We start from the raw sequence: 1,175 nt of genomic DNA on the forward strand, positions 1-1,175 counted from the left end.
AAATAATTCTCCGATTTTTTCTCATATTGCTTTGATAAAGAAGGATTTAAATTTGAAAGCTCTTTTAAAAAGTTTTCCCAGTGTCCTAATGCCTCGTCCTTTGTTAAACTTTCTTTTACAAAGGTCAAATGTTTATTTAAAAGACTATATTCTCTTTTACTGAATTTCCTTCTTAAATTTCTTTTCATATGTGTCCAGCAAAGCCGGTGGTCTGAGTATGGGAAAAACTGATTTACCACATCTGTAAGCCCACTAAAATCATCTGATACAAATATAGATACTTTTTTTAAACCCCTTGATATCATATCTTGAAATACTTCTATCCAAAAGCTTTTGTTTTCTTTTCCTTTTTTTATCCAGTATCCAAGGATTTGTTTGTATCCTTCCATGTCTATTGCTACTGCTAAATATATGCTAATGTTTGTTAGTTTTTCGTTTTCATCTCTCATTTTTGCATGATACGCATCTATAAATACTGCAAAAATTTCTTCTGGTAATATGCTGTTTTTATAAGCTTGTAGGTGCTGATATACAAGGTCTAATATATCTTCCATATCTTCTTCACAGTAAGGTAGACCTAATTTTTTTAGGGTTTGTTTTATTTTTGCTTTTGAGTATCCGTTAGAAAGCAGGGCAAGTAATAGATTTTCATATTCTTTATCAACTCTTTTCCATTTTTCAGGAAGTAATGATGGATAGAATTTATTGCCGTATCTAACTCTTGGGATTTTAAGGTTTAGTTTTCCAAAGGTTAATCCTAAGGTTCTATCGTAATAACCGTTTGCATAGTTGTCTACATCTTGGTTAAGATATATTTGTCGTTCGTGTTTCATTATTGCATTGATGATTTGTTGGATTATCATTGAAAGAGGAAGGGATTTACCTTCCTGTTTTTCTTTTTGAAGGTATTGTGCAAACTGCATTGCTAATTTTTCTAACTCAGTTTCTTTTCTTTTTGCCATTTTATCTTTACCTCCTGTTTTTATTTTTAGTTTTACACAATTTTTTTTATTACTCCCACTGGCTAAACAGGAAACAACATAAAGTAAGTAAATTTGGTAAGACAAACAGAAATGAAGGATTACATTCAAGGTAAGAGATAGATTGAAAGACTACAGAGGAAACAAAAGGATATAGCAAATATAACGCATTGAGATATGCTTTAGCTATAGTTT

The 1,175-nt window shown here is 30.6% G+C and carries 1 protein-coding gene; it reads right to left on the minus strand.

Going from position 1 to position 1,175, the window contains the following annotated elements:
- Nucleotides 1-962: IS256 family transposase (locus tag HG1285_RS18005; protein ID WP_008289593.1), on the minus strand; the 962-nt coding region annotated here is incomplete at its 3' end.
- Nucleotides 963-1,175: the final 213 nt, after the last annotated feature.

This window comes from Hydrogenivirga sp. 128-5-R1-1, from assembly GCF_000171895.1.